This is a genomic window from Actinomycetospora aeridis (assembly GCF_037400275.1).
Taxonomy (GTDB): Bacteria; Actinomycetota; Actinomycetes; order Mycobacteriales; family Pseudonocardiaceae; genus Actinomycetospora; species Actinomycetospora aeridis.
The window spans coordinates 110104-121842 of record NZ_JBBEGL010000007.1; the positions used below are offsets into that span (position 1 = coordinate 110104).

Annotated in this window: 12 protein-coding genes; 7 read left to right on the top strand and 5 right to left on the bottom strand. The window is 73.1% G+C overall.

Going from position 1 to position 11739, the window contains the following annotated elements:
• Positions 1–7: 7 nt before the first annotated feature.
• Entirely contained in the window at positions 8–3202 is a 3195-nt protein-coding gene (locus WCD41_RS24080; protein WP_337717254.1) for a beta-propeller fold lactonase family protein, read from the bottom strand.
• A gap of 226 nt (positions 3203–3428) precedes the next feature.
• Between WCD41_RS24080 and ppk2 the strand changes: the two genes are divergently transcribed.
• Positions 3429–4277, top strand: coding sequence for a polyphosphate kinase 2 (gene ppk2 / locus WCD41_RS24085; RefSeq protein ID WP_337717256.1), 849 nt, complete (start codon positions 3429–3431; stop codon positions 4275–4277).
• 3 nt (positions 4278–4280) lie between these two features.
• Here ppk2 and WCD41_RS24090 read toward each other — a convergent pair whose 3' ends face one another.
• A complete protein-coding gene (locus tag WCD41_RS24090; protein ID WP_337717258.1) occupies positions 4281–5225 on the bottom strand; it encodes an NADP-dependent oxidoreductase in 945 nt (314 codons plus the stop codon).
• Between the two features lie 96 nt (positions 5226–5321).
• Between WCD41_RS24090 and WCD41_RS24095 the strand changes: the two genes are divergently transcribed.
• On the top strand, positions 5322–5825 hold the full coding sequence (locus WCD41_RS24095) for a MarR family winged helix-turn-helix transcriptional regulator (RefSeq protein ID WP_337717260.1): 504 nt from the start codon (positions 5322–5324) through the stop codon (positions 5823–5825).
• A 107-nt stretch (positions 5826–5932) separates the two neighbouring features.
• Here WCD41_RS24095 and WCD41_RS24100 read toward each other — a convergent pair whose 3' ends face one another.
• The gene (locus WCD41_RS24100; protein WP_337717262.1) at positions 5933–6754 is read right to left on the bottom strand and encodes an LLM class F420-dependent oxidoreductase; all 822 of its coding nucleotides are present in this window, start codon (positions 6752–6754) and stop codon (positions 5933–5935) included.
• 106 nt (positions 6755–6860) lie between these two features.
• Here WCD41_RS24100 and WCD41_RS24105 point away from each other — a divergent pair, with 106 nt between their 5' ends.
• Positions 6861–7403 carry a dihydrofolate reductase family protein gene (locus tag WCD41_RS24105; protein ID WP_337717264.1) on the top strand — a complete coding sequence of 181 codons (543 nt, stop codon included), beginning with the start codon at positions 6861–6863 and terminating at the stop codon, positions 7401–7403.
• Here the strand turns inward: WCD41_RS24105 and WCD41_RS24110 are convergent.
• Complete coding sequence (locus WCD41_RS24110) at positions 7400–7939, bottom strand: hypothetical protein (RefSeq protein ID WP_337717266.1); 540 nt, start codon at positions 7937–7939, stop codon at positions 7400–7402. The genes WCD41_RS24105 and WCD41_RS24110 overlap by 4 nt on opposite strands.
• Positions 7940–8099: 160 nt before the next feature.
• On the opposite strand from WCD41_RS24110, the gene WCD41_RS24115 reads away from it, so the two are divergent.
• On the top strand, positions 8100–8723 hold the full coding sequence (locus WCD41_RS24115; RefSeq protein WP_337717530.1) for a ribonuclease H family protein: 624 nt from the start codon (positions 8100–8102) through the stop codon (positions 8721–8723).
• On the opposite strand, the gene WCD41_RS24120 is transcribed toward WCD41_RS24115, so the two are convergent.
• Entirely contained in the window at positions 8720–9301 is a 582-nt protein-coding gene (locus tag WCD41_RS24120; RefSeq protein ID WP_337717268.1) for a TetR/AcrR family transcriptional regulator, read from the bottom strand. The genes WCD41_RS24115 and WCD41_RS24120 overlap by 4 nt on opposite strands.
• Before the next feature lie 65 nt (positions 9302–9366).
• On the opposite strand from WCD41_RS24120, the gene WCD41_RS24125 reads away from it, so the two are divergent.
• The 3 genes from WCD41_RS24125 to WCD41_RS24135 are packed head-to-tail and all read left to right on the top strand — an operon-like array spanning position 9367 to position 11678.
• Positions 9367–10506, top strand: coding sequence for an acyl-CoA dehydrogenase family protein (locus WCD41_RS24125; RefSeq protein WP_337717270.1), 1140 nt, complete (start codon positions 9367–9369; stop codon positions 10504–10506).
• Between the two features lie 40 nt (positions 10507–10546).
• Positions 10547–11305: an SDR family NAD(P)-dependent oxidoreductase gene (locus WCD41_RS24130; protein ID WP_337717272.1), complete on the top strand. Its 759-nt coding sequence runs from the start codon at positions 10547–10549 to the stop codon at positions 11303–11305.
• 49 nt (positions 11306–11354) lie between these two features.
• On the top strand, positions 11355–11678 hold the full coding sequence (locus WCD41_RS24135; RefSeq protein ID WP_337717274.1) for a hypothetical protein: 324 nt from the start codon (positions 11355–11357) through the stop codon (positions 11676–11678).
• The last annotated feature ends 61 nt before the right edge of the window (positions 11679–11739 follow it).

Sequence of the window (11739 nt, forward strand, 5' to 3'; positions counted from 1 at the left end):
GCCCGGCTCACGCCGCGGCGATGTCCCCTGCCGCCGGCGTGGCGCCGCCGAGGTCGAGGACGTCCACGCTCTGCTCGGTCGAGACGAAGGCGTAGCGACCGTCGGCGCTGAACGTCACGAAGGGCGAGCCGCCGTTGCGGAAGACGGTGACGCGATCGTCCGTGGTGCTGATGAACGTCAGGCTCGGGTCGACCCCGTCGGGGTAGACGTGACCGACGTAGGCCCAGCGCCCGTCCGGGGAGAACGACACCCGCTGGTAGCCCGTGACGGGCACGGTCTCGACCACCGTGTCGTCCGCGGTGTCGATCACCGTGACCTCCGAGGAACCGTGGTTCGACACGTAGAGGCGCCGACCGTCGGGGCTCAGCACCAGCTCCCCCGGGCCCGCGCCGACGGTGATCGTGCGGGACGTCCCGGCCACCGTGTCGATGGCCGTCACGGTGCCCTCCTCGTTGTTCGTCACGTAGACCCGGGCGCCGTCGGGGGTGACGACGGGGTCGCTCGTGTAGAGCCCGGCCGGGGCCGAGGCGAGCAGGGTGCCGGTCGTGAGGTCGATCGTGTTGACCACCCGCGGTGAGCCGAAGGCTCCGGACGTCACGTGGATGCGGGTGCCGTCCGGGCTGAACACCACCTCGCCGGGCTGGTCCAGCAGCACGTCGAGGACCGTGTGGCCGTCGGAGGGATCGATGACGAGCACCCGGCCCGCGGCGATGTCGGACACGGCGGCCAGGCTGCCGTCCGGGCTGGTGCGGACCTCGTTGAACAGCGCGGTCCCGGAGTCCGGATGGATGGTCATCGAGATCACGCGGAGCACGTCCCCGGTCGCGGTGTCGATCACCGTCAACGTGCCCTCGACGTCGTTCCCCACGTACGCCCGCGCGCCGTCGGGGCTGAACTGCGGGGTCCTGGCGTAGGCACCGACCGACGGGGTGGCGATGACCTCGTTGCGCGTGGTGTCGATGACGAGGACCCGGCCGCCGGTGTAGTCCCGGACGAGGATGCGGGTCCCGTCCGGCGAGATGGGCGTGTCGTACGTGCCGGTGGCCGCGATGCGCTCGACGATCGTGTTCGTCGCCGTGTCCACGACGGCGATCTCGCCCTCCGACTGGTTGAGCAGGTAGAAGCGGCTGCCGTCCGGGCTGAACAGCCCGTACGCGGGGGTGGTGTCGCCGGTCAGCATCGTCGTGGGGATCGCGGTGGCCGTGTCGATGGCCAGGATCCGGCCCAGCCCGTAGTCGAGGACGTAGTAGTACCTGCCGTCGGGGCTCTGCAGCGCGTAGCCGCCCTCGTCCAGCGTGCCCACCGGGATCGTCGACACCGCCCCGGTGGTCGTGTCGATCACGAGGATCTCGCCGGCGGAATGACTGAAGACGTAGGCACGCGAGGAGTCGGGGCTGAAGACGGCGGACTCGGGCGAGTCGGCGGTCGCGACCTGGGTCGCGACACCGGTCGCGCTGTCGATCAGCAGGATCCGCCCGTCGATGAACGTCGTGACGACGGCGTGCGTGCCGTCGGGGCTCACGGCGCTCCAGCTGTACCCCCCGACGGGCACGGAGCTCGTCGGCGTGAGCACCGGGCTGGGCGTGAGCTCGGGGATCGGGACGGTCTGGTTCACCTCGGAGGTGTCGCCCACCGCGAGGAGGGAGAAGCTGCGCCGGCTGACCGTGCCGTCCGCCTCGGTGACGGTCACCGTGAACGTGTCGTAGTCCGGCCCCGGCGTGAGGGCGGCGGCCTCCCGGGCGGCGCGGCTGGGGGTGTAGACGTAGCTGCCGTCCGCGTTGACCGTGACGCGCCCCCTGGTCGGAAGCGTGCTGACCACGTAGGTCCGCGCGACGCCGTCGTCGGGCGCCACGCGCCCGGTCGTGACGCCCGTGGTCGGGTCGACGACGATGCCGGTCGACGGCGCCCCGGCGGCGGTGACGTAGACGGTCACGCTCGTCGTGACCGTGTGGGAGCCGAAGAGCCGGTCGGCCAGCACGGGGTGGCGGACGGCGAGCGCGGCGTGCAGGAGCCGTGTGAACCCGCCCAGGCCGGGCTTCGTTGGGTCGTTGTCGCGCACGCGGATCGTGAACGTGTCGCTGCCGCCGGTCCGGGCAAGCTCGTCGCCCGGGGTGTAGACGTAGGTGCCGTCGCTGTTGACGACGACCGTGCCCTGGGTCGGTCCCTGCGCGAGCTCGTAGGTCAGCCGGTCGCCGTCCGGGTCGGTGCCCGTGACCGCACCGACGACCTCGCCGGTGCCGGGCCCACCGGTCTGACCGGGCCGCACGACGGGGCTCTGGTTGAACAGCGGGTTCTCGCCGCGGCGGAACCACGCCCACTGCGCCAGGAGCAGAGCCCCGGGCGCGGGTGGCGGCGCCGTGGGTCCGGCTGCGGTGCTCGGCCGGACGCCGAACAGGGCGGACACCAGGCGGCTCAGCAGGTCGGCGCGGGGGTGCGGGCGGGGCGGAGTGGCCGTACGCGCGGAGGCGGTGAGCGTCGTGGCCGCTGGTGCCGCCGCGTCGGTCGTCGTCGGCCCGGCGGCCGGCACGGCGGTGGCGGGGCTCGTGGCGGAGTTCGTGGCGGCCGGGGTCGGGGTCGCACTCGTCCGGGTGGCCGGTGCCGTCGCCACGGGCGTCGGGTCGACCTCGTCCACGGCGTCGGTCGGGTCGGCGGGCGCGTCCGGCGTCGCGACGCTCCCCGATGACGGGGTCTCCGGGGTCTCGGCGCTCTCCTCGCCGCCGGTCCCGCCGGCGCCGCTGCCGTCGGTGCCGGTCTCGCCCGTGCTGGTCTCGCCTGTGCTGGTCTCGCCCGTGCTGGTCTCGCCCGTGCTGGTCTCGCCCGTAGTGGTCTCGCCCGTCTGGTCCGCGTCGTCGTCATCGGTGTCGGTGACGTCCTCGTCGGTGCCGCTCTCCCCGGTGCCGCTCTCCCCAGAGGCGGTTGTGCCGTCGGCGTCGCCCGAGCCGCCGGCGTCGCCGGCGTCCCCCGCGTCGTCGTCGGCCGCCGCGACGGCGACGTTCACGATCACCCCGACCGAGACGCCCTCGTCCGCCGACTGTCCCCCCTGCAGCAGCAACCCCGTCCCGAGCGCAGCGACCACCGCCGCCTGCGCGGTCCGCGAGGTCGCCGCGGTCATCGCGGACCGACGGGCCTTGGCGATCCTCGCGGACTTCCGCGCCCTGGCCGCCGCTGCGGTCGCCGCCCTCGTGTCCACACGCTTCTTCACGCTCGGTTCCCCCCGGGTCGGAGCCGTTCGGCCCACCTCGGAAGAGTTCATCGCAGCAGAGCGCTACATCGCATCAGTCTTTACTAGGCTGATCGGGTGGTGGAACGGTCGACCACCCAGTACTTTTCGACGTTGCGTCACATCCTTGGCGGCGAGCGTGACGATCCCGCCCCCGCCGCCGGTGGGACATGCTGTCACCGGTGCCGGAGAACGGGAGGTCACGGCGATGACGACGTCCGAGGACACGACGAAGAAGTCGAAGAAGGCGAAGAAGGCCAAGCGCTTCCCGAAGGAGATCTACGAGGCCGAGCTGCTCCGCTTGCAGGGCGAGCTGGTCCAGATGCAGGAATGGGTCAAGGCGACCGGGACACGGCTCGTGGTGGTCTTCGAGGGACGGGACGCGGCCGGGAAGGGCGGCGCCATCCAGCGGGTCGTCGAGAACCTCAATCCCCGCGTCGCCCGCATCGTCGCCCTGCCCGCGCCCACCGAGCGCGAGCGCACCCAGTGGTACTTCCAGCGCTACGTCCCGCACCTGCCCGCGGCCGGCGAGATCGTGCTGCTCGACCGGTCCTGGTACAACCGCGCCGGCGTCGAGCGCGTCATGGGCTTCTGCACCCCGCAGGAGTACGACCGCTTCCTGCGCCAGTGCCCGACCTTCGAGGACATGCTCGTCGAGGACGGGATCCTGCTGCGCAAGTACTGGTTCTCGGTGAGTCCCGACGAGCAGGAGAAGCGCTTCCGCGAGCGCCTGGACAACCCGCTCAAGCGCTGGAAGCTCTCGCCGATGGACCTGGAGTCGATCAGCCGCTGGGACGAGTACTCGAAGGCGAAGGACGACATGCTCGCCGCCACCGACACCGAGATCGCCCCGTGGACGATCGTGGAGTCCGAGGACAAGCGCCGGGCCCGGCTGAACATGATCGCCCACCTGCTCGCCACGGTGCCGTGGTCGCCGATCGAGCTGCCCACGCTCGAGATCCCGGCCCGGCCGCCGAGCGAGGGCTACGTCCGCCCGCCCCGCGAGCTCGCCCGCGCCGTCCCCGACCACGCGTCCACGCTGCTCGGGAAGGCCTGATCCTCAGGCGCCGGGCGGGACGATCACGACCTTGCCGGGCAGCGACCCCTCGTTCGCGCGGGCGTGCACGTCCGCCAGGTCCGCCAGCGACACCCGCTCCGCGACGTCGACGCGCAGCTCGCCGCGGTCGACGAGAGCCACCAGGTGCGCGAGCTCGTCGGCGTCGCTGCGGACGAAGACGTCGACGGCGCGGACGCCGCGTGCCTCGTCGGCGGGCGCCGGCGTCCGCGGCACGGTGTTGACGACGACGCCGCCGTCGCGCACCCGGGCGACGAGCGCGCTCAGCTGCTCGGGGGTGATCGTGGCGAGGTTGAGCAGGACGTCGACCGGCTCGGCGACCGCGGCGACCACGTCGGTGGCAGTGTGGTCGACGACCTCGTCGGCGCCGGCCGAGGTCAGCCGCTCGGTGCTGCGCGCACCGCCGGTCGCGATCACGTGGGCCCCGGCGTGCTTCGCGAGCTGCACGGCGTAGCCGCCGACCCCGCCGCTCGCCCCGTTGATCAGGACACGCTGCCCGGCCGTCAGCTTCGCGTCGTCGATCAGGGCCTGCCAGGCGGTCAGCCCCACCATCGGCAAGGCGGCGGCGTCGGCCAGGGGGATGCTCGTCGGCGCCGGCGCCAGCACCTCGGCGGGCGCGAGGACATACTCCGCGGCCGCGCCGTCGGCCACCATCGGCAGGAAGCCGACCACCGCGTCGCCGACCGCGACGCGGTCGACACCGTCCCCGAGCGCGTCGACCGTGCCGGCGACGTCGATGCCGGGGACGTGCGGCAGCGCGACCGGGAAGACCTCGCGCAGGTACCCGCCGCGGATGCCGTCGTCCACGAGGTTGAACGCCGTCCCCGCGACGCGGAGCCGCACCTCGCCCGCGCCGGGAACGGGCTGCACCACGTCCTCGTAGCGCAGGACGTCCGGGCCACCGAACTCGTGGAACCGCACTGCCTTCATCAGGGGAGCCTCACTCTCGCGACCAGTGCTTCGAACTCGAAGCACTGCGGTGACGCTAGACCTGCTTCGATTTCGAAGCAAGTAGACTCCGGCGCCGTGCCGGACCCGCCCCACGCCGTCGACCCCGTCCAGCTCGGCGCCTACTTCGCCCTCATCGAGGTGTCCGGCCTGCTGCGCCACGCGATCGAGCAGCAGCTGCGCGAGGCGGGCGATCTGACGTTCGTGCAGTTCCAGGTGCTGATGCGCCTGGACCAGGCCGCGGAGGGCAGTCGTCGCATGACCGAGCTCGCCGACGCGATCGTGCACAGCCGCAGCGGCCTGACCTACCAGGCGGGCCGGCTCGAGAAGGCGGGCCTGATCACACGGACGCCCTCCCCGGACGACGAGCGGGGCGTCACGGTGACGATCACCGACGCCGGGCGCGCGCTGATCGCCCGCGTGCTTCCCGGCCACGAGGAGGTCGTCGGCCGGATGCTCTTCGAGCCGCTCTCGCGCGAGGACTCGCAGAAGCTGTCCGACCTGCTGCTCCCGGTCCGCGACCACATGCGCGCGGCCCCACCCCGCTCGGCGGCGCCGCGACGGAGGGGCGCGCCCGGATAGGTCATCGATGCTGCCCGGCCCCGCGCCCTTGATTCCTCCGGGTGCTCCTCCGGGGCGACCTCATCGCCCCAGAGGAGCACCGGGGGCGATCATGCCCACCCCTGGGGTCAGCGCACCCAGCGCTCCGCGATCGCGTCGAGCCGCTCAAGCACCTCGCGCTCGGGACCCGGGTCCACCCAGAACGCGATGCGCTCGACGCCGACGTCCTCGTACCCCGTGACGTCGAGGGCGTCGGGATCGGCACCGAAGACCGTGAACGGCACGTCGGGCCGCCCCTCGTCCGCCAGCCACGACCGGACCCGGCGGTAGGTCGCGACGTCGAAGGTGTCGGGGAGCCAGGCGTCGCCGTGGTCGCGCAGGCGGCGCAGGGCGGCCTCGCTCTCCCCGCCGACGTAGATCGGCGGGTGCGGGCGCCGGACGGGCTTGGGCCAGCACCAGATCGGGTCGAAGTCGACGTACTCGCCGTGGAACTCGGCCTGCTCCTCGGTCCAGATGCGGCGCATCGCGGCCAGCTTCTCGTCGAGCACCCTGCCGCGCCTGCGCGGGTCCACGCCGTGGTTGCGGGCCTCCTCGCGGTTCCATCCCGCGCCGACGCCGAACAGCGCCCGCCCGCCGGAGACGAGGTCGAGGCTCGCGACCTGCTTGGCGGTGTGGATCACGTCGCGCTCCGCCGGCAGGGCCACGCCCGTCCCGAGCCCGAGGCGCGAGGTGGTCGCGGCGACCACGGCGAGCGTCACGAAGACGTCGATCGTGCGGTGGAAGTGCCGCGGCAGCTCGCCACCCGTGGGCGCGGGACTCTCCCGGCTCACCGGGATGTGCGAGTGCTCGGGCACGAAGAGCGACTCGAAGCCCCGCTCCTCGAGCGCCGGCCCGAGCGCGGCGGGCGCGATGGTCTCGTCGGTGGCGAACAGCACGACCCCGTACTTCACCCGCGTGATGATCGCGGCATGCGGGCGACCACGCCACAGGTCTTTCGCTCAACTCGATGGTTGAGTACTGTTCTAGGACTACCGACACCGACGAAGGGACGGACCGATGCCCACGCTCATGGTCGACTTCATCATCTCGCTCGACGGGTACGGCGCCGGCGAGGGCTGGCCCGGCTTCTGGGGCATGGAGGGGCCGGAGTACCTCGGCTGGCTCGACGAGCAGGAGGAGCACACCGCTCTGCTGGGTGCGACGACCTACCGGCTCATGTCGGGGTTCGCCACCGAGATGCCCGACGAGCTCGCGCCGATGACCGCGCAGCCGAAGATCGTGTTCTCCTCGACGCTGGAGAAGCCCCTGAGCTGGGCGAACACGGAGCTCGTCGACACCGACCCGGTCGCCGCCGTCCGGGCCCTGAAGCAGGACCACCCGCGGTCCCTGCGCACCGTCGGCAGCCTCACCCTGACCCGGGCGCTGCTCGGCGCCGGCCTCGTCGACCGCTTCCGGGTCGTCGTGTTCCCGGTGATCACCGGCGTCACCGGCCGGGACAGGGTCTTCGACCACTACCCCGACATCCGCCTCGAGATGGTCGACACCCGCACGTTCGACGGGCGGCTCCAGCTCCTGGAGTACGTGCCGACGCTCCTCTAGTGGCCGGCGAGGAGCTTGACCGCGATCACGACGCCCCCGATCGCGACGTTCACCAGCCCGGCGACGAGGGCCGCGACGAACCCGGAGCCCATCCGGCGCCCGATCCCGAGCCCCCAGCCGAACATGATCAGCAGCGAGATCCCGGCCGACGTGTAGAGCGCGGTCGTCAGCTCCAGCACGTCCAGGGCCGCGACGCCGATCAGCAGGAGCGGCCCGACCGCGGCGATCAGCAGCGCGCTCGACACGAACAGCATGCGACGCAGCTCGTGACCCCGCGGCCGGTGGCCGTAGGCGGCGAGGTGGGCCTGGTAATCGGCGGCGACGGTGGCGAGCCAGAGGCCCAGCACGGTGCCGGCGACCGACAGGGCCGCGGCCCCCGCTCCCTCCGCGCCGGCCGCCGCGAGCCCGAGCACGACGGCGACGACGGTCAGCTCGGCGTAGATCCGCTCCTTGAGCCGCTCGGCGAGCACCGCGACCGGCGGGTGCTCCCGCCAGTGGTCGGCATCCCTCTCGGAGAGGTCGTCGGCGGAGCTCACGGCGACACCGTAGGCCGTCGGACGCGGAAGGCGTCGGCCGGAGATCACGGGCGGCGGGTGCACCTCGCCCGGCCGACACGAGTGCACGACGCGCTCGTGATCTCGAGTGGAGCGCCCGGCGGCGCCCGCAGTCGGCGCATCTAGCCTGGGCGGTGTGCCGATGACCGCGAAGTACGCCACCACGTGCGGGGTCTGCGCCTCCGCCGTCTCCCCCGGCGAGGAGATCGCGCGCTCGGGCGAGCGCTGGGCGCACGCGGCCTGCGCCGACACGTCGGGCGCGGGCGCCACGCCGAAGAAGACGACGAGCACGACCAAGGCCAAGAAGCCGCCCCGCCCGGACATGCCGGCGGCCGAGGGCGCGCTCGAGGTGTGGACGGACGGCGCGTGCTCCGGCAACCCCGGCCCGGGCGGCTGGGCCTGGGCCACCCGCGACGGCCGCCAGGACAGCGGCGGCGCCCCGGGCACCACGAACCAGCGCATGGAGATCCAGGCCGCGCTGGAGGCGGTGCGCGCGCTCGACGGCCCGCTCGTCGTCGTCAGCGACTCGACCTACGTCGTGAACTGCTTCCGCGACGGCTGGTGGAAGGGCTGGATCGCGCGGGGCTGGACGACCAGCGCGAAGAAGCCCGTGGTCAGCCGCGACCTCTGGGAGCCGCTGATCACCATGGTCAACGACCGCGGTGACGTGTCCTTCCGGTGGACCAAGGGCCACTCGGGCGACGAGATGAACGACCTCGTCGACCGGCTCGCCGTCGAGCAGTCGAAGGCCGTCGCCGCGTCCTAGGCAGCGAGCCCGTCGACGACGAGCGTGGCGAGCTCGGCGTAGGCCTCGCCGTCGGACAGCCCCGTCGCCTCGGCGACCGCCCGCTGCTGGATGCGCACCATCTGGGCCGCGACGAGGTCGGCGACGAACCCCGCATGCACGGCACGGAACGCGCCCGCCGCCACGCCCTCGTCGATGAGCTCGCCGATGCGCCGGGCCGCGACCCGGGTGTTGCGCTCGTAGACCTCGGCCGCCGGCGGGAAGGACGCCACGTCGTCGAAGAACCGCGGCGAGGCGGCGGCGAGCTCGCGCGAGACCGCACCGAGGTAGGCCGCGATGCGGTCGCGGGGTGAGCGCGCCCGTCCCAGGCTCTCCTCGACGCGGGCGGTCGCGCCCCGGAAGAACCCGACCACCGCGGCGCGGACGAGCTGCTCCTTGCTCCCGGCCAGCGTGTAGAGCGTCCGCTTCGAGCAGCGCAGCCGGGCGGCCACGTCGTCGAGGGTGAGGTGGGCGAACCCCTCGGCGAGCACCAGCTCGACCACGCCGGCCTCGAGCTCGTTGCGCCGGGCCTCACCACGGCGGACGGGGGCGCTGGTCACATCGGCATCCCTTCACCGGCTCTATCGGTACTGTGTAGCGTACTTCAGTACCGACAGGAGGACCCATGGCCGTCGACCGCTTGCTGCCCACCCAGGAGGCCGAGGACCTCCTGGAGCTGACCCGCGACCTCGCCGACAAGGAGCTCGCGACACGGGTCGAGCAGCACGAGCGGGCGGAGACCTATCCCGAGGGCCTGTTCCCGACGCTGGGCGAGGCCGGCCTGCTGGGGCTGCCCTACCCCGAGGACCTCGGCGGCGGCGGCCAGCCGTACGAGGTCTACCTGCAGGTCCTCGAGGAGCTCGCGGCCCGCTGGGCGGCCGTGGCCGTGGCGACGAGCGTGCACGGGCTCGCGTGCTTCCCGCTCGCCACGTACGGCAGCGAGGAGCAGCAGCAGTGCTGGCTGCCGAGCATGCTCGCCGGCGAGCAGATCGGCGGCTACAGCCTCTCCGAGCCCCAGGCCGGGTCGGACGCCGCCGCGCTGCGGTGCAAGGCGGAGCAGGTCGAGGACGGCTACCGGATCACCGGGACGAAGGCGTGGATCACGCACGGCGGGATCGCCGACTTCTACGCGCTGTTCGCGCGGACCGGCGAGGGCTCCGCGGGCATCTCCTGCCTGCTCGCCCCGGGGCAGGCGGACGGGCTGAGCTGGGGGAAGCCCGAGGAGAAGATGGGCCTGCACGCCGTCCCGACGGCGACGGCCCACTGGGACGGCGCCGTCCTCGACGCCGACCGGCTGATCGGGCGCGAGGGCCAGGGCCTGCAGATCGCGTTCAGTGCCCTCGACTCCGGTCGGCTCGGCATCGCCGCCTGCGCCACCGGGCTCGCCCAGGCCGCCCTGGAGGCCGCCGTCGACTACGCGAACGAGCGCGAGACGTTCGGCCGGAAGATCGTCGACCACCAGGGCCTGGGCTTCGTGCTCGCCGACATGGCCGCCGCCGTCGACTCGGCGCGCGCGACCTACCTCGACGCCGCCCGTCGTCGCGACCTCGGCCGCCCCTACAGCTGGCAGGCGAGCGTCGCGAAGCTCGTCGCCACCGACGCGGCCATGAAGGTCACCACCGACGCCGTCCAGGTGTTCGGCGGCTACGGCTACACCCGCGACTTCCCGGTGGAGCGCTTCATGCGCGAGGCGAAGATCATGCAGATCTTCGAGGGCACCAACCAGATCCAGCGACTGGTCATCAGCCGCGGGTTCGCCCGCTGACGGTCCCGTCGGCGGCCCCACCGAGCGCAGGAGAGCCACCATGGACATCGACGGCATCGCGGCGGTGGTCACCGGCGCGGCGTCCGGCCTGGGCGCCGCCACCGCGGCACACCTCGCCGCACGGGGGGCGACGGTCTTCGGTCTCGACCTGGAGACGTCGATCGCCGCGGCCGGGCCGGTGCCCGACGGCGTGACCCTTCTGCCCGCCGACGTCACGCAGGAGGAACCGGTGCGCGCGGCGGTCGCCACCGCCGCGGGCGCCGCGCCCCTGCGTCTGGCCGTCAACTGCGCGGGCATCGCCCCGTCGGCGCGCATCCTGTCCCGCCGGGGCCCGCACGACCTCGAGCTGTTCCACACCGTGCTCAAGGTCAACCTGCTGGGCACCTTCAACGTGATGCGCCTGGCGTCGGAGGAGATCGCGAAGACCGAGCCCGACACCCACGGCCAGCGCGGTCTCATCGTCGACACCGCGTCGATCGCGGCGTTCGAGGCCCAGGTCGGCCAGGTCGCCTACGCGGCCTCGAAGGCCGGGGTCGCCGGCATGACCGTCACGGCCGCCCGCGACCTCGCGCAGTACGGCATCCGCGTCGTCACCATCGCCCCGGGCATCGTCGACACCCCGATGATGTCCGGTTTCAGCGACGACGTCCGCGCCGGTCTCGCCGCCTCGGTGACGTTCCCGCAGCGGCTCGCCGGGCCCGACGAGTACGCCCGCCTCGTGGGCATGGTCGCCGAGCACGACTACCTCAACGGCGAGACCATCCGCATGGACGGCGCCCTGCGGATGACCGCGCGCTGAGACGGCGGAACGGTGCGATCCGACGGGCGGTCCCGCGCGAACCCCTTCTGTGTCCCCGTCGTCCTCGTCGTCACAGCCCCCGCCCCGGGACGAGGAGCGCCCGCTCGACGCCCGCGAGACGCGCGAGTTCGAGGGCCTGATGGCCGACTACCGGCGCACCGCGCGCCGACGGACACGCCTGCCCCGGCACCCGGCGCCGGAGGGTCTCCGCGCACGCACGGTCGTGCTCGTGCTGCTGGCGAGCGCGGTGTTCGCGGTCCTCAGCGCGATGCTGCCCGCGCCCGCGAACCTGTGGTCCCCGGTCGGCCTGCTCGCCGCGGTGGCGCTGGCGAGCCTGGCGTGGGCGGTCCGCGCCGCCCGGCGCCGTCCCTGACGCCTGTTCCGCCCGTCGGGACCTTCACATGCCCGTGAACCGCCCTGTATCTTCTCAGGAA

What these genes read in the sequence shown, in the direction of transcription:
- WCD41_RS24105 (WP_337717264.1), top strand. Translation starts at nt 6,861, where the DNA reads ATGCCCACGCTCATGGTCGACTTCATCATCTCGCTCGACGGGTACGGC.
- WCD41_RS24125 (WP_337717270.1), top strand. Translation starts at nt 9,367, where the DNA reads ATGGCCGTCGACCGCTTGCTGCCCACCCAGGAGGCCGAGGACCTCCTG.
- WCD41_RS24115 (WP_337717530.1), top strand. Translation starts at nt 8,100, where the DNA reads ATGACCGCGAAGTACGCCACCACGTGCGGGGTCTGCGCCTCCGCCGTC.
- WCD41_RS24130 (WP_337717272.1), top strand. Translation starts at nt 10,547, where the DNA reads ATGGACATCGACGGCATCGCGGCGGTGGTCACCGGCGCGGCGTCCGGC.
- WCD41_RS24090 (WP_337717258.1), bottom strand. Translation starts at nt 5,225, where the DNA reads ATGAAGGCAGTGCGGTTCCACGAGTTCGGTGGCCCGGACGTCCTGCGC.
- ppk2 (WP_337717256.1), top strand. Translation starts at nt 3,429, where the DNA reads ATGACGACGTCCGAGGACACGACGAAGAAGTCGAAGAAGGCGAAGAAG.